Source organism: Nonomuraea turkmeniaca (genome assembly GCF_005889735.1).
Taxonomy (GTDB): domain Bacteria; phylum Actinomycetota; class Actinomycetes; order Streptosporangiales; family Streptosporangiaceae; genus Nonomuraea; species Nonomuraea turkmeniaca.
Genome location: NZ_VCKY01000015.1, coordinates 30,404 through 51,644 on the forward strand (window position 1 = coordinate 30,404; position 21,241 = coordinate 51,644).

Consider the following 21,241-nt stretch of genomic DNA (forward strand, 5'->3'; position numbering starts at 1 on the left):
GGAGAGCACGCGCCGCCCCCCGGCGATCTCGCTGAGCGCTCCGCCGGGGGGTGGCCGTGGGGCGAGCGGTGCCCCACGGCCGATTGCTCAGGCGGCGGCTCTGGCCGACAGGGCCACCGTCGCCTGGCGGGTGACGCCGCTGACCGTGACGGCGACCGTCACCTGCCCCTCGCGCAGCGCCGTCAGCGTGCCCGTGGCCGGGTCCAGGACGGCCACGTGCCGGGGCTTGGCCGTCTGCCGGGCGCCGATGTGCAGGTTCGGCGAGCCGGACCAGGCGGCCGAGACCGGATAGGCGGCGGGGACCGTACGGGGTCCCTGCTTGACCGCCGCCGTCACCTGGCCGGGCGCCCCGACGGCGACCGTCCCCGGGACCGTGAGCACCAGGTCGTCCACGTGCGGCCGGACCTGCGTGCCGATCCAGTCGGGCGCGTCGACGAACCAGTTGCGCCTGACGTGCTCGGCCTCACCCGGCGTCACCGGGTCCACGCCCCACAACGACCAGCCGGTGAAGCCGCCGTCGCCGGGCGCGGTGGCGGGGTTCTTGCCGGAGTTGCCGTTGATGAAGTACGGCACCGCGTCCACCCGCGCCGCGTGGAACGTCCCCACGTGCGCCCCGATGTAAGCGGCCCCCTTGCCGGTGGAGCGCTGGAAGTCGGCCAGCCAGCCCTCCACCAGCGCGGCCTCCTTGCGGTCCCCGAGCTGGCTGCCCTTGCCGGGCGTCGGGTCGCGCGGCGGCACGTGGAACAGCACCGCGACCGACCCGACGGAGGCGTCCTCAGCGGCCTCGTCCAGCTCTGACCTGAGCATCGCCACCTGGTCGTAGCCGCCGCCCCGGAGGTTCAGCCGCGAGGTGTCCAGGGTGACGAAGCGGGTGCCCTTGTGGTCGAAGGTCCGGTACGTGTCCCCGAAGACGGCCTTGAAGTTGTCGATCTTGCCGCCCATGACCTCATGGTTGCCGGGAATGTAGTGATATTTCACCGCGCCGCCCAGCTCTTCGTCGAGGATGCGCTTCGCCAGCGCGAAGTCCTCCGGCGACGCCTCGTCCACCAGGTCACCGTTGATCAGCAGGAAGTCCGGCTCGGCCGCCTTGATCTCACGCAGCGTCCTGCGGGCGTTCTTGACGATGTCGCTGTCGGGGTCTCTGGCCACGAACTGCGCGTCCGACATCACCGCGAACCGCCACGGCATCTCCGCCACGGAAGGCTTGACCACGGGGTCCGCGACCCTGGCCGGGACAGGCGCGGACACCGCCGGCGGCACCTTGGCGGCCAGCCCGTCGATGAGGATCTCGTTGGTGTACTTGGCGTCGGCCTTGGTCTCGGCCACGTAGAAGCGCCGCAGCTTCAGCGGGTAGTTGACGCCCGCCGGCACGGCGAACTCGACGTACCTCCACCCGGTCCACGTCATGTACGGCCCGCGCAGGATCTGCGACTGCCCGAGCGCGTCGTAGAACTCCAGGCTGGGCCACTCCCCCTTGCCGGTGGAGTGGATCCACAACCCGAACGCCTGCGGCTGCCCGTCCACCACGATCTGCTGCGGCGGGCTGGCGTACGCGGCCCGGGTGGCGGTCGAGGTGGTGAAGTCGTACGACAGCTTCAGCCCGCCCCCGCTCTGCCCGGGCGCCGCCGACAGTGAGCCGGTGGCGCGGGCGGCGGCGAACGTCCACCTGGCGGCGTCCTCGAAGTCGGCGACCGGCTTGTCCTCGAACCCGACCGTCACCGGCACGGCGGCGCTGATCTTGCCGACGCGGGCGGTGATGAGCCCGGACCCGTTGGCCTGCTTGGCCTTGACCGTGAAGGAGCCGTGCTCGGCCGCGGTCACCTCGAACAGGTTCTTGTCGTAATCGAGCACGAGGTCGGCGGGCTCGATGGGCGCGGAGTTGCCGTTGCGGTCGTAGCCGACCACGCCGAACGTGGCCGTGCCGTCCTTGCCGGGCATGCCCAGCCGGTCGGCGGTGGCGCCGAGCCGCTGCAGCGGCTGGAGCACGGTCAGGCCGATGGTGCCCTTGGCGTCGCCGCGCGAGGCGGTGACGGTTGTCTGGCCGGGCACCAAAGCATGAAATTTCCCGTCTCTGACCACGCCGTGGACCGCCGGGTTGGCGCGCCACGACGGGGTCCCGGCGGCGGGCCCGTACGTCTCGTCGTAACCGGCGGCGGTGAGCCGCCTGGTCAGGCCGGGGAAGACCCGGTCGGGGCGGCCGCCGGAGACAGGCCCCAGGCCGGGCGACTTCGCGGGGTCGCTCGCGGGCTCCAGCCAGAAACCCTTGAGCTTGCCGCTGCCCTGCGGCGCGTAGAGCGCCAGGCCGTTGGGGACGTGGCGCTCGCCGCCGTCGGAGGGACTGTTCTCGACCTGCACGTCGGCGGCGCCGGGCTCGCGGGCCAGCATGGTGGAGGAGCCGCCGCCGTCGAGGTTGAGCGCGTTCGCGGCGCCGAGGTCGACCATCATCGCGGCCAGCTCGTTGAGCGTGACGCCGCGGCTGTCGGCCTGGCGGCCGTCCACGGTCAGCAGGTACATCTTCCTGCCGTCGGCGGAGAACCCGACGGCGGTACGGGGGTGCGCGGCCGGGTCGGTGGAGTTCTGCGCGACGCCGTCCTTGACGAGCACCCAGTTGCCGCCCACGGCTGCCTTGACCGTGCTGCCGTCGGATGACTTCGGCTGATATTTCACGTCAACGCGGTCGCCGACCTTCAACCCGGACAGCGCGGTCGCCCCCGCGTCGCGGCCCAGCAGGATCGTGGTCCCGGCCGGGATCGGACCGGAGCCGGCAGCGGTGCGCACCTCGGAGACGACCCCGTCGACCAGGACGACCTCGGCGACGGACGCGGCGCCCGCGACGGCGCGAGCACGCGTGTAGGACCCCCACAGGGAGGTGAACAACCCTACGCCGCCGCCCTGCACGATCTGGTTGAACTGGGTGAGGGTGATCGGCGATCCGCCGGCCGGTGTGGCGGTGCCCTCGAAGTACATCTTCAGCACCCGGCCGACGCCGTCGCCGGTGACCGCGACCGCGTTGTCATGGCCGGCGACGGGCGACTGGATCAGGTTGCCGTCCTGCACGCCGATGCCCTGGGCGGCGCCGGAGTTGTTGATGTCGAAGAAGTCGCCGTTGACGGCCGCGACGGCGCGCGAGCGTTTGGCGGGCCCGGACAGCGGCTCGGTCTTGGACACCTCGCCGGAGAACACGTAGTCGGCTTTCGCGCCGCCGAGGTCGGCGGTGATCGCGTCCGCGCGCAGCCAACCGAGGGCGTCGTAGGTGTCGAACGAGGTCAGCGAGATCCCCGGCGCGACAGGCCGGGTCTTCTTCGCCGTCTCAAGCCGCGGCTGCCCGGCGGCTGCCCGGGCCAGCAGCGTGGACGGCGGCGGATAGGACGACGCCTCGAGCGCGTCCTCAGCGGGAGGTACGGGGTCGGCCTGCGCGGGCGCGCCGGTGACGGCCAGAGGGCCTAACAGGAGCGCGGTGGCGGCCAGCAATCGGAGGGTCTGCACGACCGAACTAAACCGGTCATGGATATAACTTTCAAGACCAAAGGGTGAACCAAAAGAAAATTTCAGCGCTTGACTTTGATCAGCCGGTCGAGCGCCTCTCCGTAGGGCGGGTCGAGCCAGTAGTCGCAGTGCCAGCGGGCCTCGGGCAACGGCTGTCCGGGCCGGGGCCGCGGCGGGTCCCAGCAGAACCGGTCCACGCCGTCGCCGCCGCCCGGCCCCTCGCCCAGGGGGTCGACGCGCCGGAACACGGGCCCGCCGATGGGGTCGCTCAGCCGGTAGAGGTTGTGCCAGGGCACCGCGTCGCGTACGGCGGCGAGCGCCGGGGTGCCGAAGTAGGCGGGGAAGAAGGCGGCGTAGAGGCGGCGCAGCGGCGACCCGTGGGTGAGCAGGCCGACACGTCGCCGCAGCGAGGGATCGAGCTGTAGCACGAGGGCGGCGGCGATGACGCTGCCCTGGCTGTGCCCGGAGAGTATCACCTGGTCCCGATCGGTCCTGGCCAGCCGGCCGACGCGAGTGATGAGCTCGGGGATGACGCGCTCGGTGTAACAGGGCGGGGCGAGCGGGTGGACGGCGCGGGGCCAGAACGTGCAGATGTCCCAGAGGATCCCGATCGTCCTGCGCAGACGGGGGTCGGTGTAGGTCCGGCGGCCGAGCAGCACCAGGCCGGCGACGGCCGCGACCATGGCCCAGCTCCCGGTCACGGCCAGCAGTCCGGCCACTCCGCCGACCGGGGCGATCAGGTGGAACCGGTGGATCACGGTCACCGCGGCGAATCCGGCCAGCCCGATGCCGGTGAGCACCGCCAGCACCAGCCCGGCGCGGTCGGTGAGCGCGGCCAGCGCCCACTGGCCCGCGACCACGCCGCTGTGCCGCTGTCCGTAGTAGTGGGTCAGCCGTGGCGTGAGCCTGCGCGTCTCGGCCCGGTGAATCAGGCGGAGGACGGCCGCGAGGACGAGCACGCCCAGCAACAGGAGGGGAACCAGCGTCGCCGTCCACCAGACGGGGTCGTCGAGAAAGATCCCGTGGTCCGGTCCGCCGAGGTAGGTGGCGGTCCAGAACAGCAGGCCGAGCCCCATGACGTTCGCGGCGCCCGCGGCGATCATCAGCGCGAACCAGCCGGCCAGGCCACCGAGCGCCGGCCGCTCCACCCCGCGGTCCATACGGGCGAGCACGCCGATCGTGAGCAGGATGAACAGTCCGACCCCGACCATGAGCAGGAATTGGAACGCTCCAAACCCGACGCCGGGCAGTCCCCGTCCGGGTGCGCCCGGGCCCAGACCGGCCAGCGCCAGCACGATCGTGGCCGCGAAGACCAGCGGCGCGGCCACGCCCAGGCCCCGGCACGCGTACGTGAGCCACCACGGTGCCCGCTCGCCGGGGCCCAGCCGCCTGGCGATCCACGGCAGCAGCACCAGCACCACGGCCACGGCCAGGACGCCGGCGTTGGCCACGGTCAGCGCGAGCCCCCGCGGGGTGGCGGCGAACGGCACGGACACGGCCAGCCCGATCGACGCGAACGCGAAGGCGACGTGCACGATCCGCAGCCGCCACACCGGCGCGCCGCCGTGCCACAACCGCGGCTGCGCCAGCGGCAGGTCGGCGTGCGGCGCGTCACCGGCCGGGATGGGGGTGCGCTCGTCACGCTCCCAGGTGCGCCGGGCGAGCCACCACAGCAGCACGACGACCAGCACCGGCGCCAGCGCGGCGATCGCCAGGCGTTTGGACGGCTCGTCGCCCCACCACGCGCCCAACCAGTGCAGCCAGCCGAGCCCCGGGTCCCTGACGCAGGCCCCGCCCGCGGCCGTGCACTGCCAGCCGACGAGGTCGACCGCGGCCCGGGTGACGGCCCCGACGAGCGTGCCGGTGAGCAGCAGGGCGAACAGCCGTTGAGCCGCCTCCGTGGCGCGCCGCAGCCGGGTGCCGCGTGGCGGCCTGGGCACCATGAAGAAGGACAGGTTGGCCAGCGAGAACGGCAGCAGCGGCAACCACAGCGCGATGGCCCGGCCACCGGAGGTGAGGCCGCCCCACGCGTACGCCTCACGGCGGCGCGCCTCCGGCACGTCCGCGTCGCCGCCCGACGGCCGCCCGCCCGGCCACCAGCGGCGGTGGAATCCGGTGACGCCGTCACCCGTGACCCGCCGGGGATGCGGATGGTTGAGCGTGCCCTCCGGCGGCGTGCCGGCGACGCCGTGCACACGCAACTCGGTCACGCCGCCGCAGGTCTCATCGAGGAAGCCGTCCACGCCAGCATGATCCCGCGCAAGGCGCCGTTACGCAAAGTAATTGTTCGAATACGAATTCGTGCTGCCGCCAAGCAGAAAATCCAGCAAGTATGGCAAGACTCAGCGGAAGGTTTCCGGGGGCGCATCTGGGGCAGCCGCAGGGAACGTTCATGACGAAGACGGCCCATCTCTGGCGTTGACACGCACAACGGCGCAGACTGGATAGACGGCGATCGCGTGGAGCAGTGGAGCATCCGTGGACAATCACCTTGATCACCTGCCGGTCCTGTCCCGCGGCAGACATCGCAACCCGAAACGCGGTGCCTGTTTCATGGAGCTGGCCTCCTACCTGGCCGGCGAGCGGTGGAGCGACCATCCGGCCTGCACGCATCCGTTGCTGGCCGCACTCGCCCGCCTCGTCAACGACAACGTCAGCGACGAGAGCCGCGCCAAGCTGGTCGGGCTCGTACCGTCGATCATCGGGCTGGCCAGCGACGACCTGCGCGTGGACGCGCGGATCGCGCTGCGCTGCGCCACGACGGCGCTGCCGGTGGCCGCGGCCGAGCGCCAGCTCGCGCTGGCCGTGTCGGTGCTCGCGGCCGAGGAGATGCTGGCCAGGCTCGACGGCGCCCCGTCCGGCCGGATGAGCGAACAGAGCCGCCGGGCGTTGGAGGAGGTGCCGCACGCGGCCGAGCAGGCCAGGCGCTTCAGCCGCGCGGCCCGGATCACGGAGAAGGGCTTCCGCAGGTACGCCGCGCCGAACGCGGTGCAGCTCTCCGTGGTGGGCATCGTGCAGGCCTGCATGACCGACCCGGACGCGCTGCTGCGACGGCTGCTGGAAGAGACGATCGCGGACTGCGACGCCTTGATCCGCAGCTCCGAGACGGACGCCTCCCAGGCGGAGACTCCGACGGCCGCCCCGACCCCGGCCCACGCCTGACGGACGGAAACGCCCGCCGTCACCCCGGCCCAGGCCCTGGCCTGACGGTGTCCCCTGCGTCACCATCCTCGACGGATGGCGGCGCCGGTGGACACCCGCATCCTGTCGCTCACATCGAGTGATGAACGGTCACCGGGATGGCCTTTTCCCAGGCCAGGCAAGCCTCTCCTTCGTTGCGGATCTTGTCCATATATGCCTACATTTTGGACAAGAGACCCGTAAGCGGAGGATTTGCATGACCATCGAGCTCGCCCGGCCGCACTCTCCCGAGCAGCACCACAGCCACCGTGACGTCACGGGCGGCTGGCTGCGCCCGGCGGTGTTCGGCGCCATGGACGGGCTCGTGTCGAACTTCGCGTTGATCTCCGGGGTGGTGGGCGCGGCGGGCGCCGGGCGGGCCGCGGTGCTCGCCGGGTTCGCCGGGCTGGCCGCCGGGGCGTTCTCCATGGCGGCCGGCGAGTACACGTCGGTGAAGTCCCAGACGGAGCTGATGCGGGCGGAGATCGCCGTGGAGCGGCGCGAGCTGGCCCGCAACCCGGAGGCCGAGCAGGCCGAGCTCGCCGCGCTCTACCAGGCGCGCGGCCTCGATGCCGACCTGGCACGGCGGGTCGCCGAGGGGCTGTCGGCCGATCCCGAGCAGGCGCTGCGGGTGCACGTTCGGGAGGAATTGGGTGTCGACCCGGACGACCTGCCCTCGCCGTATGTGGCGGCCGCCTCGTCGTTCTGCGCGTTCTCGGCCGGGGCGTTGGTGCCGCTGGCGCCGTTCCTGTTCGGGGCGTCCGGCCTGGTGCTGGCTGTGGTGCTGAGCGTGCTGGGGTTGTTCGGATTCGGCGCGGCGGTGGCGGTGATGACCGCACGGCCGTGGTGGCTGGGCGGCCTGCGACAGCTCGCGCTGGGGGTGGGCGCCGCCACGGTGACGTTCGGCCTGGGGCACCTGCTCGGCGTCACGGTGGCGTAGGCCTGGGGCACCTGCACGGCGTCACGGTGGCGTAGGCGCGTGGGGACGGCCAGAGCCACGAAGTGCCACCCGAGCGAGCCTACGGGCGGCTCGTGGTCGCCAGCTTGGCCCCGAGGCCGATGAGCGCGACCCCGGTCAGGCCGTCCACGGTCCTGCGTACGGCCGGCCTGGCGAACAACTTGCGCAGCGTGCCCACGATGGTGGCCACCACCAGGAACCACATGACCGTCCCGGCCAGGGCGATCAGCGAGAGCACCAGCGTGTCGGCCAGGGACGCACCCCCGCCGAGGAACTGGGGCACGAGGGCCACGAAGAACAACGCCGCCTTGGGGTTGAGCACATTGGTGAGCAGCCCCTCGGCGAACGCCGCCCACGAGCTGCGCCGCCCGGGGTCGGGCACCGGGTCCGGCCCCGGCTCCCCGCTCCTGCGCAGAGCCGAGCGCAGCGCCTTGACCCCGAGATACAGCAGGTAGGCCGCGCCGACCACCTTGACCACGGTGAACGCGGCGGCGGAGGCGGCCATCAGCGCCGCGACGCCGGTGGCCGCGGCCAGCACCCAGGCGAACACGCCCACGGAGATCCCGAGCGCCGCGGCCATGCCGTAACCGCGCCCGGAAACGGCGGAGCGTCGTACGACCACCGCGAAGTCCGGACCGGGCGACATGGCCCCGAGCAGCACAACACCACCGAAAGCCGCGATCTGCGTCAGAGAGGTCATGACGTTCACTCTATGAGCCGGATCGCCTCGAGCGATCACCCTCTACGGCGCCGCTTCTTGAAGATGGCACGCAGGGTCAGCAGCAACACGATCCCGACGACCTGGCCACCCAGCACGATCCGGTTGACGTCCACAGCGGGCCGCCACACGGCGTCGCCGTCCTTCAGCACGAACACGCCCGCCGGCGTGGCCCCGAACCCGAATCCCGCGCCGCTGCCCCCTCCCTCTTCGCCCTTGTCGCCTTTACCTTCGCCGCGCCCGCCACCGCCTCCTTGCGCGACCCTGGCGACGGGGATGACGACGACGTCGCCGTGTTGGATCGGCTCACCGAAGACGCGCTTGACGGTCGCGGCGTCCTGCGACCGCTCCACCAGTTCCATGATGTCCATGGCCCCATCGTCACCCCCGATCGGCCGGCGCACCACCCGCGCCGGCCGTCCGCCGGGCGATCAGGCGCGGCGGCCGCGCATCGTGCGGTATCTGCGGACCAGGCGTTCCGTGGACGGGTCAGGCAAGGTCGTGGGCGGCTCGTCCGAGGTCAGGGCGGGGGCCAGGTCGAGGGCCATCTTCTTGCCCAGCTCCACCCCCCACTGGTCGAAGGAGTCGACACCCCAGATCGTGCCCTCGACGAACACGATGTGCTCGTAGAGCGCCACGAGCTGGCCGAGCGTGGACGGCGTCAGCTTGGGGGCGAGGATCGTGGAGGTGGGGCGGTTGCCGGGCATCACCTTGTGGGGGACGATCTCGGGCGGGGTGCCCTCGGCGGCGATCTCCTCGGCCGTCTTGCCGAAGGCCAGCGCCGACGTCTGCGCCAGCAGGTTGGCGGTGAGCTGGTCGTGCATGCCCTCGCGGTCCTCGAACGGCTCGGCGAAGCCGATGAAGTCGGCGGGGACGAGCCGGGTGCCCTGGTGGAGGAGCTGGTAGAAGGCGTGCTGGCCGTTGGTGCCCGGCTCGCCCCAGAAGATCTCGCCGGTCTGGACGGTGACCGGCGTGCCGTCGGCGCGTACGGACTTGCCGTTGGACTCCATCGTGAGCTGCTGCAGGTAGGCGGGGAAGCGGTGCAGCCGCTGGCTGTAGGGCAGGACGGCGCGGGTCTCGGCGCCGAAGAAGTCGTCGTACCAGATCCCTAGCAGGCCCATCAGCACCGGCATGTTGGCGTTGAACGGCGCGGTGCGGAGGTGCTCGTCCATGGTGTGGAAGCCGGCGAGCATCTCACGGAAACGCTCGGGGCCGATGGCGATCATCAGGGAGAGCCCGATGGCGCCGTCGTAGGAGTAGCGGCCGCCGACCCAGTCCCAGAAGCCGAACATGTTGGCGGTGTCGATGCCGAACTCGGCGACCTTCTCGGCGTTGGTGGAGACGGCCACGAAGTGCTGGGACACCGCCCCGTCGCCGAGCGCCTCGACCAGCCAGCGGCGCGCGACCCTGGCGTTGGTGAGGGTCTCCAGCGTGGTGAAGGTCTTGGAGCTGACCACGAACAGCGTGGTCTCGGGGTCGAGGTCGCGAAGGTTGCCGGTGATGTCGGCCGGGTCGATGTTGGAGACGAACCTGGCCTCGATGCCGGCGTCGGCGTAGTCGCGCAGCGCCTCGTACGCCATGGCCGGCCCCAGGTCGGAGCCGCCGATGCCGATGTTGACGACGGTCCGGATCGGCTTGCCCGTGGCGCCCTTCCACTCCTTGGACCGCACACGGTCGGAGAAGGCGCTCATCTTGTCGAGGACGGCGTGCACGTCGGCCACGACGTCCTGCCCGTCCACGACCAGCTCGGCGTCCCTGGGCAGGCGCAGCGCGACGTGCAGCACGGCCCGGTCCTCGCTGACGTTGATGTGCTCGCCGCCGAACATGGCGGCGATCCGCTCCCGCAGGCCCGCCCGCTCGGCCAGCGCCACCAGCAGGTCGACGCTCTCCTGCGTGACGCGGTGCTTGGCGTAGTCGAGGTAGAGGTCGCCGGCGGTCACCGTCATGCGCTCGGCGCGGCCGGGGTCCTCCGCGAACAGCTCACGCAGGGTCCTGCCCGTGAGCTCCTCCTGGTGCTTGGCCAGGGCCGCCCACTCCTGGCTCTGGGTGATATCGCCGTTCACGCTGCTCCTCCTCGCATTGCCAAGCCGACCGATCCATGGTCCCGTAACCCCGTACCCCGGACGATCGATTCCGCGCACGGCGGAGCGCAGTCTTTAGGCGCTCAGTGGGATTCGCGGCCGACGGCGTCGCCGCTGGAACCGATGAGGAAGTCGAGGTCGGCTCCGCGGTCGGCCTGGGTGACGTGGTCGACGTAGAGGCGTTCCCAGCCGCGGGCGGGTGCGGCGTGGCCGATCGCGACCGGCGGCCTGGCGTTCAGCTCGGCGTCCGGGATGTCCACGTCCAGCCGGCGGGCGGCCACGTCGAGCACGATCGGGTCGCCGGTGCGCACCTTCGCCAGCGGGCCGCCGGCCGCCGCCTCGGGCGCGGTGTGCAGCACGACCGTGCCGTACGCGGTGCCGCTCATGCGGGCGTCGCTGATGCGCACCATGTCGCGTACGCCCTTGGCCAGGAGCTTCTGCGGCAGTGGCAGGTTGCCGACCTCCGGCATGCCCGGGTAGCCCTTGGGCCCGCAGCCGCGCAGCACCAGCACGGACGTCTCGTCCACGTCCAGGCCGGGTGAGTCGAGGCGGGCGTACACGTCCTCGACGCTGTCGAAGACGACGGCCCGGCCGCGGTGCCGCAGCAGCTCGGGCGAGGCCGCGGCGGGCTTGATCACGGCGCCGCCGGGCGCGAGGTTGCCGCGGAGGACGGCGATGCCGGCGTCGGGCAGGAGCGGGTCGCTGCGCCGCCTGATGACGGTCTCGTCCCAGATCTCGGCTCCGGCGAGGTGCTCGACCAGCGGCCGCCCGGTGACGGTGATCGCGGCGGCGTCGAGCAGGTCCTCGACCTCCTTGAGCACGGCGGCCAGCCCGCCCGCCCTGAACAGGTCGTCCATGAGGTGCCGCCCGGCGGGCTGGAGGTCGACGAGCAGCGGCACCCCGGCGCCGGTGCGGTCGAAGTCGTCCAGGGTGAGGTCCACGCCGAGCCGCCCGGCGACGGCCAGCAGGTGAACGACCGCGTTCGTCGAGCCGCCGACGGCGGCCAGCGTCACGATGGCGTTGCGGAACGAGCCCTTGGTCATGACCTGGCTCGGACGGCGGCCCTGCTTGACGAGGTCCACGGCGAGTCGGCCGGTCTCATGGGAGCGTTCGAGCAGGCGGCTGTCAGGGGCGGGCGTGCCGGCGGTGCCGGGCAGTGTCATGCCGAGCGCCTCGGCCAGGCAGGCCATCGTGGAGGCGGTGCCCATGGTGTTGCAGTGGCCGCGGCTGCGGATCATGGACGATTCGGACTGCAGGAACGCCTCGCGGGAGAGCGTCCCGGCGCGTACCTCCTCGCTGAGCCGCCACACGTCGGTGCCGCAGCCGAGCGGCGCGCCGCGGAAGTGCCCGGTCAGCATCGGCCCGCCGGGCATCACGACGGCGGGGAGGTCCACGGAGGCGGCGGCCATGAGCAGCGACGGGATGGTCTTGTCGCAGCCGCCGAGCAGCACCACGCCGTCGATGGGGTTGGCGCGCAGCATCTCCTCGGTGGCCATGGCGGCCAGGTTGCGCCAGAGCATCGCGGTCGGGCGCACGTTCGACTCGCCGAGCGAGACGACGGGCAGGTTGAGCGGTACGCCGCCGGCCTCCCACACGCCGTTCATGACACTCTGCGCCACCTCGTCGAGGTGGGAGTTGCAGGGGGTGAGGTCGGAGGCGGTGTTCGCGATCGCGATGTGCGGGCGGTCACCCTCGAACGCCTCGCGCGGCAGCCCGCGCCGCATCCAGGCCCGATGGATGTAGGAGTTCCGGTCGTTTCCCGAGTACCAGCGCGAACTCCTGAACTCCATATTTGGCACCTTATCGGTCATTTGGGGGATTCAGCGTGTTCTGTGGAGGAAGCAGCAGGGACATGGACCATATAGACGCGTACTGGCGGGCGGCCAACTACCTGTCCGTCGGGCAGATCTACCTGCTGGACAATCCGCTGCTCGCCGAGCCGCTGCGCCCGGAGCACATCAAGCCGCGCCTGCTCGGCCACTGGGGCACCACGCCGGGGCTGAACTTCTGCTTCGCCCATCTCAACCGGGTGATCAAGGAGCGGGACCAGGACATGATCTACATCGCCGGGCCCGGTCACGGCGGCCCGGCGGCCGTGGCGCACGCGTGGCTGGAGGGCTCGTACTCCGAGCGCTATCCGGACGTCTCGCAGGACGTCGAGGGCATGCGGCGGTTGTTCCGGCAGTTCTCCTTCCCCGGCGGCATCCCGAGCCACGTGGCGCCGGAGACGCCGGGCTCGATCCACGAGGGCGGCGAGCTGGGGTACGCGCTCGCCCACGCCCACGGCGCCGCGTTCGACAACCCGGACCTGGTGGTGGCGTGCGTCATCGGGGACGGCGAGGCCGAGACCGGCCCGCTGGCCGCGAGCTGGCACTCCAACAAGTTCATGGATCGCCGCCGCGATGGCGTGGTGCTGCCGATCCTGCACCTCAACGGCTACAAGATCGCCAACCCGACCGTGCTCGCCCGCATTCCCGAGCAGGACCTCCTCAAGCTCATGGAGGGCTACGGCTACCTCCCGCACGTGGTCGGTCCCGACCACCAGGAGATGGCCGGCGCCCTGGACGCCGCGTTCGACCAGATGGCCGCCTACAAGAGCGGCGAGGCCGACCGGCTGCCGATGATCATCCTGCGGACGCCGAAGGGCTGGACCGGGCCGCGCGAGGTGGACGGCAAGCCGGTCGAGGGAACGTGGCGCGCCCACCAGGTGCCGCTGGCCAAGGTCCGCGACAACCCGGCCCACCTGGCCATGCTCGAGGAGTGGATGCGCTCGTACCGCCCCGAGGAGCTGTTCGACGGCGGCGGCCGGCCGAACCAGGACATCCTCGGCATGGTGCCGCGGGGGACCCGCAGGATGAGCGCGAACCCGCACGCCAACGGCGGCGAGCTGATGGAGCCGCTGCGGCTGCCGGACTTCCGCAGGCACGCGATCGAGGTCAAGTCGCCCGCCGCACAGACGACCGAACCGACCCGCGTGCTCGGTGAGTTCCTGCGGGACGTGATCGCGGCGAACCCGCGCACGTTCCGGCTGATGGGGCCGGACGAGACCGCCTCCAACCGGCTGCAGGCCGTGTTCGAGACCACCGACCGGGCGTGGGACGCCGAGGTGCTGCCGACCGACGAGAACCTCGGCCCGGGCGGGCGCGTGATGGAGGTGCTGTCCGAGCACCTGTGCCAGGGCTGGCTGGAAGGTTATCTGCTGACCGGGCGGCACGGGCTGTTCAACTGCTACGAGGCGTTCATCCACATCGTGGACGCCATGTTCAACCAGCACGCCAAGTGGCTGGAGTCGTCGCAGAAGATCTCGTGGCGGCGTCCGGTGGCGTCGCTGACGTACCTGCTCTCGTCGCACGTGTGGCGGCAGGACCACAACGGCTTCAGCCACCAGGACCCGGGCTTCCTGGACGTGGTCGCCAACAAGAAGGCGTCCGTGGTGCGGGTCTACCTGCCGCCGGACGCCAACACGCTGCTGTCCGTCGGCGACCACTGCCTGCGCTCCCGCGACTACGTCAACGTGATCGTCGCCGGGAAACAGCCGGTCCTGGACCTGTTCACCATGGACGAGGCGATCGCGCACAACACGCGCGGGCTCGGCATCCTGCCGTGGGCCTCCACCGACGAGGGCGTGGAGCCGGACGTGGTGCTGGCCTGCGCGGGGGACGTGCCGACCATGGAGACGCTGGCCGCCGCGGCGCTCATCCGCGAGCACCTGCCCGAGCTGCGGGTCCGGGTGATCAACGTGGTGGACCTGATGCGGCTGCAGCCGGCGACGGAGCATCCGCACGGCATGCCGGACGCCGAGTTCGACACGCTGTTCACGACGGACCGGCCGATCGTCTTCAACTTCCACGGCTACCCGTCGCTCATCCACCAGCTCACCTACCGCCGGCACGGGCACGGCAACCTGCACGTGCGCGGGTACAAGGAGGAGGGCACCACGACGACGCCGTTCGACATGGCGATGATGAACGACATCGACCGCTACCACCTGGTCATGGACGTCATCGACCGCGTCCCCGGCCTCGGCTCCAAGGCGGCGCACCTGCGGCAGCGGATGAGCGACGCCCGGCTGCACGCCCGCGCCTACACGCGCGAGTACGGCGAGGACCCCGTGGAGATCAGCTCGTGGACATGGCCTGTCGCAAACAGCCGGTAAGTCACCGACCGGCCGATTGGTAGGGTGGTCCGGAAACTGGTTGAACAGAACACAGGTGGGGCATGGTGGAGGTCGAACAAACAGCACTGCCGGGCATCGGACTGCGACACGACTTCACCACCCGGGCAGGCCAACGGGTAGGCGTCGTGTCCCACCGCACCGGCCGCCGGGACCTGGTGATCTACGACGAGGACGACCCCGACCGCGCCTGCCAGACGGTCAAACTGAACGACGAGGAGGCCGACGCCCTGGTGGAGCTGCTCGGTGCCCCGCGCATCGTGCAGCGGCTCAACCAGCTGCACCAGCAGGTGGAGGGCCTGGTCAGCGTGCAGCTGCCGATCCCGCCCGGCTCCCCGTACGCGGGCCGCCCCATGGGAGAGGCCCGCGTCCGCACCCGCACCGGCGCCTCCATCGTCGCCGTCGTGCGCGGCGGGCGGGTGTTCGCCAGTCCCGGCCCCGACTTCGTGTTCCACGAGGGCGACGTCGTGGTCGTCGTGGGCAGTGAGGACAGCACCGCCGAGGTGGCCGACATCCTGGCGAACGGGTAGGGCCGCGGGTGCACGAAACCGCGGTTCTCTTTCTGGAATTCGGTGCTGTCCTCCTGGGCCTTGGCGTGCTGGGCGCGCTGGCCCTGCGCATCGGCATCTCCCCCATCCCGCTCTACCTGATCGCCGGCCTGGCGTTCGGGACCGGCGGCGTGCTGCCGCTGGCGACCAGCGAGGAGTTCATCTCCGTCGGCGCCGAGCTCGGCGTGGTGTTGCTGCTGCTGACGCTGGGCCTGGAGTACAACGCCGACGAGCTGGTCACAAGCCTGACCAGCAACGCCCGCGCGGGCCTCGTCGACCTGGTGCTCAACGCCGCGCCCGGCGCCATCTGCGCGCTGCTGCTGGGCTGGGGGCCGGTCGCGGCCGTGGCCATGGCGGGCGTCACCTATGCCACCTCCTCGGGGATCACCGCCAAGGTGCTGTCCGACCTGGGGTGGATAGGCAACAGGGAGACGCCGACGGTGCTGTCGCTGCTGGTGTTCGAGGACCTGACGATGGCGATCTACCTGCCGGTGCTGACGACCGTGCTGGCCGGGCTGAGCCTGGCGAGCGGGGCGATCTCGGTCGGCATCGCGCTGGTGACCGTGACCGTGGTGCTGGTCGTGGCATTACGGTTCGGCAGGTTCATCGAGGCGTTCGTGTCCAGCCCGAGCTCCGAGGTGCTGCTGCTCAAGGTGGTCGGGCTCGCCCTGCTGGTGGCCGGGCTGGCACAGCAGCTGCAGGTGTCGGCGGCGGTGGGCGCGTTCCTGGTGGGGATCGCGCTGTCCGGGGAGCTGGCCGAGGGCGCGCAGGCGCTGCTGGCGCCGCTGCGGGACCTGTTCGCGGCGGTGTTCTTCGTCTTCTTCGGACTCCAGACCGATCCGGCGAAGATCCTTCCTGTGGCCGGCCTGGCCGCGCTGCTGGCGCTGGTCAGCATGGTGACCAAGCTCCTCACCGGCGCGTACGCGGCCCGACGGGCCGGCATCGGCAGAGCCGGACGGGCGCGGGCGGGCATCGCGCTCATCCCGCGCGGCGAGTTCAACATCGTGATCGCCGGGCTGGCGGTCGGCGCGGGCGCGCACCCCGACCTGGGGGCGCTGGCGGCGGCGTACGTGCTCATCCTGGCGGCGTTCGGCCCGCTCGCCGCCAAGCTCGTGCAACCCTTCATCACGGCCATTGCGAAGCGGGCCTGATCCGATAGCTTGTTCGTGTGGCCAACAGGAGACCCACCTTTCCCATCGAGCGCACGATCGGCGCGGCCGACTGGGACGACCCTCTGGAGCTGACCGGCGAGAGCTACCGGAGGGTCCTGTTCCAGGATGTCGACATGACGGAGCTGCTCGACCGCGGCTCGTCGTTCGAGGAGTGCACGTTCGGCAACGTGCGGTTCAACGTGTCGGAGCACGATGACGCGCAGTTCCTCAACTGCACGTTCATCGGCTGCTCCTTCTTCGACGCGACGTTCAGGGGGTGCAAGATCACCGGGAGCGTGTTCGAGGGGTGCACGTACGGACTGCTGAAGGTGGAGGGCGGCGACTGGTCGTACGTCGCCCTGCCCGGCGCGGACCTGCGCGGCAGCTCCATCGACGGCGTCCGGCTGCGTGAGGCCGATCTGAGCGGAGCCCGGCTCGAAGGTGCCGAGCTGCGGCGGGCGGACCTGTCGGGGGCGTGGCTGCGCGGGGCCGATCTCACCAAGTGCGACCTGCGCGGCAGCGATCTGAGCACGCTGGACCTGCAGCAGATCACACTCAAGGACGCGATCATCGATCCGTTCCAGGCGACGGTCGTGGCCGCGGCGCTGGGCCTGGTCGTCCGCGAATAAGCGGCCGTTACGCGGTGACGGCGCGCAGGGCGCCCGGGTGGCGGCCGGTGAGGCGGTCGAGCGCGGCCGACGTGGCCGCGTCCGCGGGCAGGTAGACGAGGAGCTGCTGCTCGCCGCCGTCGAGGTCGAGCACCTCGCGGGCCAGTCGCAGCTCGCCGGCGTCCGGGTGGGCGAGCCGTTCGACGGCCGCCATCCGCACCGGCTCGGGCGGCCCGGACAGCCGCTCGGCGAAGGCGTCGCCCGCGGCGAACGACAGCTCGGAGACGAGCTCGGCCGCGTACTCGTCACCATGGCCGATCTCCAGGCGCAGGACGGCGGCGTGCTCGTCGGCCACCTTGTCCCACTCCGGGTAGGCGGTCCTGGCCCGCACGTCGGCGAACACGTACTTGATCAGGCTGGGCGGGTCGCCGTCCAGCAGCCCGACGGGGCCGAAGATCCGCTCGTAGCCGCTGGTGCGGGCGACCACCTCGCCCAGCCGGTTGACCACGGCGGCGGGCGCGGGCTCCAGCCGGTCGAGCACCGCCAGCACGGTGGGCCGCACGGTACGGGCCGGCCCCTGGTAGGCCGAGGGGCACAGCCCGATGGCGCCGCTGGCGATCTTGTTGAGGTTGCGGAGGTGGATCCGCTCCTCCGGCGTCATGCGCAGCGCGTCGGCGAGCGCGGTGAGCACCTGCATGGACGGATTGCGGTCGCGGCCCTGCTCCAGCCTGGTCAGGTATTCGACGCTCACCCCGGCCACCGTGGCCAGCTCCGACCGGCGCAGCCCCGGCGTGCGCCGCCGGGGCCCGTCGGGCAGCCCGACGTCGGCCGGCTTGAGCGCCTCGCGGCGGGCCCGCAGGAACGCACCCAGCTCGTTATCGCTCACCGGGCCTCCTCCGTCGGCCCGGTGAGCAGGCTGCTGTGTCTCATGGTCCGCTCCCTCCGGTCGCTCACGTGCCGAGTGTACGAGGGCCGCCCCGCCCTATCGTGGCCCTGCCAGGGCCAGTCTCCGCCCGGCCTTCCTCGGCTGCGCGACAGGCAGCAGGTTGGACGGCATGACGAACATGAAACTCGCGGTGATCATCGGCAGCGTTCGCGAGGGCCGTTCCGGCCCCACGATCGCGAGGTGGTTCGCCGGACAAGCACAGCAGCACGGCCTGTTCGACGTGGACGTCCTCGACGTGGCGGACACGCCGCTGCCGGTCGAGCTGCCCGCCTCCGCCGAGGAGCTCTTCGACGCGGACGGCCGTCCCGAGGACCTCAGGCGGCTGGCCGCGCGGCTGGAAGGGGCGGACGCGTACGTGGTGGTGACGCCCGAGTACAACCACAGCTTCCCCGCCTCGCTCAAGCACCTCATCGACTGGCACCCCGTCCAGTGGCAGGCCAAGCCCGTCGCGCTGGTGTCGTACGGCGGCTTCGGCGGCGGCCTGCGCGCGGCCGAGCACCTGCGGCAGGTCTTCTGCGAGATGCACGCCGTCACCATCCGCAACTGGATCAGCTTCGACCAGCACTGGGCCCGGTTCGACGCCGAGGGGCGGCTGGTGGATCCTGAAGGGCCGGAGAGCGCGGCCAAGGCCATGATGGACCAGCTCGGCTGGTGGAGCAGGGTGTTGCGGGACGCCCGCCTGGCCACGCCGTACCAGGCCTGACTGTCATCGGAGGAGTGGACGTGATGCGATACCGGTTGCTCGGCCGCACCGGCCTGCGGGTCTCGGAGTTGTTCCTGGGGGCGATGACGTTCCGCTCGGCGACGCCGGAGGTGCGGAGCATCATCGACGCGTACGCCGACGCGGGTGGCAACGTGGTCGACACGGCCTCGATGTACGGCGACAGCGAGAGCGTCGTCGGCGAGCTGCTGGAGGGGCGGCGGGATCGTTTCGTGCTGGCCAGCAAGTACACCGGCACCCGTGACCGCGGCGATCTCAACGCGGCCGGCAACCACCGTAAGAATCTGGTGCTGACGCTGGAGCAGAGCCTGCGGCGGCTGCGTACCGACTACATCGATCTCTACTGGGTGCATGTATGGGACCGGCACACCCCGATCGAGGAGACGATGCGGGCGCTGGACGACGTGGTGCGGTCGGGGAAAGTGCTCTATGTCGGCATATCGGATGCTCCGGCGTGGCTGGTCAGCCGGGCCAACACGGTCGCCGAGTTCCGGGGGTGGACGCCGTTCGCGGGGTTGCAGGTGCCGTACAGCCTGCTTCGCAGGGATGTGGAGCGGGAGCTGCTGCCGATGGCGGAGGCGTACGGGATGAGCGTGGCGGCGTGGGGGTCGCTGGAGCGCGGGGTGTTGTCCGGCCGGTACAACGAGCCGGGGGCGCGGGCGTCTCGGGTGTCGCCGGGCTCGCTCGGCGAGCGTGACCTGGCGGCGGCGCGGGCGGTGGTCGAGGTGGCCGGGGAGCTGGGGGTCACGGCGTCGCAGGTGGCGCTGGCGTGGGTGATACGGCGGGGCGTCCACCCGATCGTGGGAACCAGCAGCGCCGAGCAGCTCAAGGACAACCTCGGGGCGTCGGGGCCGGCGCTGCCCGATGAGGCGGTGCGGCGGCTGGAGTCGGCGGTGGAGTTCGAGCTCGGCTTCCCCCGGGACTTCGTCGAGGCGTGCGACCGCAGCCCGGAGCTGTACGGCGACGCCGTCCACCGCCTCGACGGCCGCTGACCCGCCCACCCGCGAACAGCCCGCCGCGCCGGGCGTGGGCGGGGTCAGCAGAGTGTCAGGGCTGTTCGCCAGAGGCCGGGGAGGGCGGACAGGACACGGTCGCCTCGCCGGCGGCGGTCGGCGGTGGTCGCCGCGTCCAGGTCGCCCAGCAGTTCCATGAACCCGTCCTCGTACCCGGACAGCCCGGCCGCCGCCCGCTTGGTCAGGCAGCGCGCGTACGTCGCCACCATCCAGAAGACGGCCTCCCGGTGCAGTCCGCGCCGGATGAGCTCCCGGCTCCCGTCGATGGCCACCGGCCGGCTCACCTCGGTGATGTCCGAGGCGAACCGGTAGGACGGCGCCCGCACGGGCGCGGCCGCGTCGAACGCCGTCTCCAGCGCAGTCAGGTGCCGCTCGACCCGCTCCGGGCTCAGCTCCGCGCACCCGAGCAGGTCCAGCAGCACCTCGTGGTAGTCCAGCCGCCCGTGCTCGGCCAGCAGCTCCCTGACGGCCGCGTACCGCTTGCGCACGGTGGGGTTACGCAGCCCCGCCACCAGCAGCACGTGCGTGGTCACCCCGGTGCCGAACAACCAGGAGGTGACCTGGCCGGGCAGCGGCGCGGCGGCGTCCACGCCGGTGATCCACCCGCGTACCCGGTCCATGGCGGCGGTGCACCGGGCCAGGACCCAGGGCCGGGCGGCGAAGTCGCGGGCGACGGCCCGCTGCAGCTCGGTGAGCCGCCCGGTGGGGTCGGCCAGCACGCACGGGAGGTGGAAGCTGCCCGCCAGGTGGTAGTCGCCGAGCACCTCGTCCGCGGACCCGATCCCGGGAAGGCTGGAGACCTCCAGCAGCACCCCTTCGTACATGAACTTCCCGATGCTGACGGGCGGGTCGGCGATCACCGTCACGTCCACGTCGGACGACGGGGGCAGCTCCGCGTCCCCGTCGGCCCACAGCGCGGACCCGGTCAGGAACGCGCCGCCGAACCCGGGCAGCCCGGCGCCTGCTTCGGCGACCCACCGGCGCGCGAGTTGTCTGGCCTGGTCAATCCGCATTCACGTTCCCCCGCTCGGGCCCCCGGCGCGCGCCTCTGAGCAGCACGAACGCTCCCAGGACGACGAGCGCGGCCAGCCCGCCCCAGATCCAGCCGGGGACGCCGGCCGACGCCGCCGGGGACGTGCCGCCGGCGGGCGGCGGCTCCGCCGCGGGGGCCGGCGACCCGGCCGCCCACGACGGCGGGGACGGGATCTGCGACGCGGATATCGTGCTCTCGCCGGTCGTCGGCGCGGGCGAGGGTGATCCTTTCACGCGGAAGGGGATCTCGCCTTCGATGGGGTGGCCGTCCGACGAGACGACCCGCCAGGCGATCACGTACGGGCCGGGCGCGAGCGGCTCGGTGACGTCGGCGATCACCTTCGGCCCGGCGAGCCGTGGCTTGCCGAGCGGCACCTGCGCCCCCTTGGCGTCGTGCAGCACGACGAACGGGAACTTGACGCTCGCGGTGTACTCGAGCTCGATCTCCTCGAGCGAGGCCGCGGAGACCTGCGCGTTCTTGGCGGGCGAGCTGCTCTTGAGCGCGTCGTGGGCGAGGGCCGGCGTAGGGGTCAGGGCCAGCGCACAGGCCAGCGCACCGCAGACCGTCGCGAACACGACGGCCCTCGACAGCCGCAGCGCTGATGACGCGGACGACACAACCGAC

General features: G+C 71.7%; 17 protein-coding genes. 8 read left to right on the plus strand and 9 right to left on the minus strand.

The genetic code is table 11. The features are described 5' to 3' along the window. Positions 1 to 87: 87 nt before the first annotated feature. Positions 88 to 3,486: a phosphodiester glycosidase family protein gene (locus ETD86_RS06620; RefSeq protein WP_246147704.1), complete on the minus strand. Its 3,399-nt coding sequence runs from the start codon at positions 3,484 to 3,486 to the stop codon at positions 88 to 90. 62 nt (positions 3,487 to 3,548) lie between these two features. Beyond that, entirely contained in the window at positions 3,549 to 5,729 is a 2,181-nt protein-coding gene (locus ETD86_RS06625) for a hypothetical protein (RefSeq protein WP_138665206.1), read from the minus strand. Between the two features lie 235 nt (positions 5,730 to 5,964). On the opposite strand from ETD86_RS06625, the gene ETD86_RS06630 reads away from it, so the two are divergent. Next, the gene (locus ETD86_RS06630) at positions 5,965 to 6,648 is read left to right on the plus strand and encodes a hypothetical protein (protein WP_211369865.1); all 684 of its coding nucleotides are present in this window, start codon (positions 5,965 to 5,967) and stop codon (positions 6,646 to 6,648) included. Positions 6,649 to 6,883: 235 nt separating this feature from the next. Continuing rightward, positions 6,884 to 7,606 (plus strand): VIT1/CCC1 transporter family protein, encoded by a 723-nt coding sequence (locus ETD86_RS06635; protein ID WP_138665207.1) that lies wholly within the window; start codon positions 6,884 to 6,886, stop codon positions 7,604 to 7,606. Between the two features lie 79 nt (positions 7,607 to 7,685). Here the strand turns inward: ETD86_RS06635 and ETD86_RS06640 are convergent, their stop codons facing one another. From ETD86_RS06640 to ETD86_RS06655, 4 genes are all read right to left on the minus strand, one after another. Further along, positions 7,686 to 8,324, minus strand: a complete 639-nt coding sequence (locus ETD86_RS06640; RefSeq protein ID WP_138665208.1) for a LysE family translocator — start codon at positions 8,322 to 8,324, stop codon at positions 7,686 to 7,688. 35 nt (positions 8,325 to 8,359) lie between these two features. After that, positions 8,360 to 8,713, minus strand: a complete 354-nt coding sequence (locus ETD86_RS06645) for a spore germination protein GerW family protein (protein WP_138665209.1) — start codon at positions 8,711 to 8,713, stop codon at positions 8,360 to 8,362. A gap of 60 nt (positions 8,714 to 8,773) precedes the next feature. Continuing rightward, a complete protein-coding gene (gene pgi / locus ETD86_RS06650) occupies positions 8,774 to 10,405 on the minus strand; it encodes a glucose-6-phosphate isomerase (protein WP_138665210.1) in 1,632 nt (543 codons plus the stop codon). Between the two features lie 101 nt (positions 10,406 to 10,506). Further along, on the minus strand, positions 10,507 to 12,213 hold the full coding sequence (locus ETD86_RS06655; RefSeq protein WP_138665211.1) for an IlvD/Edd family dehydratase: 1,707 nt from the start codon (positions 12,211 to 12,213) through the stop codon (positions 10,507 to 10,509). A gap of 62 nt (positions 12,214 to 12,275) precedes the next feature. Here ETD86_RS06655 and ETD86_RS06660 point away from each other — a divergent pair, with 62 nt between their 5' ends. From ETD86_RS06660 to ETD86_RS06675, 4 genes are all read left to right on the plus strand, one after another. Further along, positions 12,276 to 14,579 carry a phosphoketolase family protein gene (locus ETD86_RS06660; protein ID WP_138665212.1) on the plus strand — a complete coding sequence of 768 codons (2,304 nt, stop codon included), beginning with the start codon at positions 12,276 to 12,278 and terminating at the stop codon, positions 14,577 to 14,579. 62 nt (positions 14,580 to 14,641) lie between these two features. Then, the gene (locus ETD86_RS06665; RefSeq protein WP_425465615.1) at positions 14,642 to 15,127 is read left to right on the plus strand and encodes a cation:proton antiporter regulatory subunit; all 486 of its coding nucleotides are present in this window, start codon (positions 14,642 to 14,644) and stop codon (positions 15,125 to 15,127) included. An 8-nt stretch (positions 15,128 to 15,135) separates the two neighbouring features. Further along, positions 15,136 to 16,296, plus strand: a complete 1,161-nt coding sequence (locus ETD86_RS06670) for a cation:proton antiporter (protein ID WP_138665213.1) — start codon at positions 15,136 to 15,138, stop codon at positions 16,294 to 16,296. A 17-nt stretch (positions 16,297 to 16,313) separates the two neighbouring features. Continuing rightward, entirely contained in the window at positions 16,314 to 16,925 is a 612-nt protein-coding gene (locus ETD86_RS06675) for a pentapeptide repeat-containing protein (protein WP_138665214.1), read from the plus strand. A 7-nt stretch (positions 16,926 to 16,932) separates the two neighbouring features. On the opposite strand, the gene ETD86_RS06680 is transcribed toward ETD86_RS06675, so the two are convergent. Continuing rightward, entirely contained in the window at positions 16,933 to 17,790 is an 858-nt protein-coding gene (locus ETD86_RS06680) for a helix-turn-helix domain-containing protein (RefSeq protein ID WP_138665215.1), read from the minus strand. 169 nt (positions 17,791 to 17,959) lie between these two features. Here ETD86_RS06680 and ETD86_RS06685 point away from each other — a divergent pair, with 169 nt between their 5' ends. Both ETD86_RS06685 and ETD86_RS06690 read left to right on the plus strand, forming a co-directional pair. Beyond that, a complete protein-coding gene (locus tag ETD86_RS06685; protein ID WP_138665216.1) occupies positions 17,960 to 18,553 on the plus strand; it encodes an NADPH-dependent FMN reductase in 594 nt (197 codons plus the stop codon). A gap of 23 nt (positions 18,554 to 18,576) precedes the next feature. Further along, entirely contained in the window at positions 18,577 to 19,563 is a 987-nt protein-coding gene (locus ETD86_RS06690; RefSeq protein ID WP_138665260.1) for an aldo/keto reductase, read from the plus strand. A gap of 44 nt (positions 19,564 to 19,607) precedes the next feature. On the opposite strand, the gene ETD86_RS06695 is transcribed toward ETD86_RS06690, so the two are convergent. Beyond that, the gene (locus ETD86_RS06695) at positions 19,608 to 20,597 is read right to left on the minus strand and encodes a hypothetical protein (protein ID WP_138665217.1); all 990 of its coding nucleotides are present in this window, start codon (positions 20,595 to 20,597) and stop codon (positions 19,608 to 19,610) included. Continuing rightward, entirely contained in the window at positions 20,587 to 21,234 is a 648-nt protein-coding gene (locus ETD86_RS06700; RefSeq protein ID WP_170222913.1) for a copper resistance CopC family protein, read from the minus strand. The genes ETD86_RS06695 and ETD86_RS06700 overlap by 11 nt, the downstream gene beginning before the upstream one ends. Positions 21,235 to 21,241: the final 7 nt, after the last annotated feature.

What these genes read in the sequence shown, in the direction of transcription:
- ETD86_RS06635 (WP_138665207.1), top strand. Translation starts at nt 6,884, where the DNA reads ATGACCATCGAGCTCGCCCGGCCGCACTCTCCCGAGCAGCACCACAGC.
- ETD86_RS06640 (WP_138665208.1), bottom strand. Translation starts at nt 8,324, where the DNA reads ATGACCTCTCTGACGCAGATCGCGGCTTTCGGTGGTGTTGTGCTGCTC.
- ETD86_RS06645 (WP_138665209.1), bottom strand. Translation starts at nt 8,713, where the DNA reads ATGGACATCATGGAACTGGTGGAGCGGTCGCAGGACGCCGCGACCGTC.
- ETD86_RS06655 (WP_138665211.1), bottom strand. Translation starts at nt 12,213, where the DNA reads ATGGAGTTCAGGAGTTCGCGCTGGTACTCGGGAAACGACCGGAACTCC.
- ETD86_RS06660 (WP_138665212.1), top strand. Translation starts at nt 12,276, where the DNA reads ATGGACCATATAGACGCGTACTGGCGGGCGGCCAACTACCTGTCCGTC.
- ETD86_RS06665 (WP_425465615.1), top strand. Translation starts at nt 14,642, where the DNA reads ATGGTGGAGGTCGAACAAACAGCACTGCCGGGCATCGGACTGCGACAC.
- ETD86_RS06685 (WP_138665216.1), top strand. Translation starts at nt 17,960, where the DNA reads ATGACGAACATGAAACTCGCGGTGATCATCGGCAGCGTTCGCGAGGGC.
- ETD86_RS06690 (WP_138665260.1), top strand. Translation starts at nt 18,577, where the DNA reads ATGCGATACCGGTTGCTCGGCCGCACCGGCCTGCGGGTCTCGGAGTTG.
- ETD86_RS06695 (WP_138665217.1), bottom strand. Translation starts at nt 20,597, where the DNA reads ATGCGGATTGACCAGGCCAGACAACTCGCGCGCCGGTGGGTCGCCGAA.